Raw genomic sequence first — 1,386 nt, 5'->3', positions numbered from 1 at the left:
CCACCTCCGTGGCTCCGCATAGCCAGGCGATCTGGTGATCCGAGTAGCCCTGCCTTTTGGCTTCCCGGAGGTGACAGGGCTCCATATCCTGGATAGTAACGGCTTCGAAACTTCTTTCAAAGTCCACCAGTTCCTTGATCTGAAAGAGAAACCAGGGGTCAATTCCGGTTAGCTCCCCAATCTCCTCCACCATCATCCCCATTTCCAAAGCCTTTTTTATAAAGAAGATGCGATCTGGATTGGGTTTGGACAATCTGGCCAGGAGGATGTCAGAATGACATTCCTCCTCCCTCCGCCCGTCCGAACCCAAACCATAGCGTCCGGTCTCCAGGGAGCGAAGGGCCTTTTGGAGGGCTTCCTTAAAGCTCCTCCCCATAGCCATCACCTCACCCACCGCTTTCATCCTGGTGGTGAGGGTGGAGTCGGTCTCGGGAAATTTGTCAAAGGCCCATCGGGGTATTTTGACCACCACATAGTCAAGAGTGGGCTCGAAACAAGAGGGGGTCTTCCTGGTTATATCGTTGGGTATCTCATCCGGAGTTCGCCCATAAGACCTATCTGGAGCCTTTGACCACAGAGACAGTGGAGAAAATTATAGCTAAGGAGAGGCCGGATGCGTTGCTTCCCACCCTGGGAGGACAGACCGGCTTAAATCTGGCGGTAGGGCTGGCTGAGGCTGGCGTCCTTGACCAGTACGGAGTAGAACTAATCGGGGCCAGCGTGGAGGCTATTGCCAGAGCTGAGTCCCGGGAGCTTTTCAAAAAAACCATGGCCCACCTCGGACTCAAGGTTCCCGAGAGCGGCTGTGCCCATAGCCTGGAGGAAGCCCACTATATTGTCCAGAAGCTGGGGCGTCCTGTGGTCATCCGTCCCAGTTTCACCCTGGGGGGGGACGGGAGGAGGCATGGCCTATAATTGGGAGGAGTTTACTAAAATGGTAGCAGAGGGCCTCCGTATCAGCCCCAAAGGCCAGGTTCTCATTGAGAAATCGGTGGCTGGATGGAAAGAATAAGAGCTGGAAGTGATGAGGGACAGGAAGGACAATGTGGTCATCGTCTGCGCCATTGAGAACTTTGACCCCATGGGCATCCACACTGGTGATAGCATCACTGTAGCTCCGGCCCAGACCTTGACCGACAAAGAATACCAGGTTCTGCGAGACATGGCTCTGATGATCATCCGGGAGATTGGGGTAGAGACCGGAGGATCTAACATCCAGTTTGCGGTCAATCCATGGAACGGAGATATACATGTGATTGAGATGAACCCTCGGGTCTCCCGAAGCTCTGCCCTGGCTTCCAAAGCCACTGGTTTTCCCATTGCCAAGATAGCCACCTCCGTGGCTCCGCATAGCCAGGCCATCTGGTGATCCGAGTAGCCCTGCCT

General features: G+C 54.7%; 2 pseudogenes. One reads left to right on the top strand and one right to left on the bottom strand.

The window, feature by feature from the left end:
• Window positions 1–472: pseudogene (carB, locus tag HW443_RS11285) on the bottom strand (carbamoyl-phosphate synthase large subunit); the annotation flags it as partial.
• Window positions 473–525: 53 nt separating this feature from the next.
• On the opposite strand from carB, the pseudogene HW443_RS14135 reads away from it, so the two are divergent.
• Window positions 526–1,345: pseudogene (locus tag HW443_RS14135) on the top strand (ATP-binding protein); the annotation flags it as partial.
• Window positions 1,346–1,386: the final 41 nt, after the last annotated feature.

It is taken from the genome of Candidatus Hakubella thermalkaliphila (assembly GCF_013281975.1).
Lineage (GTDB): Bacteria > Actinomycetota > Humimicrobiia > Hakubellales > Hakubellaceae > Hakubella > Hakubella thermalkaliphila.
This window is presented reverse-complemented; position numbering and strand designations above follow the sequence as displayed.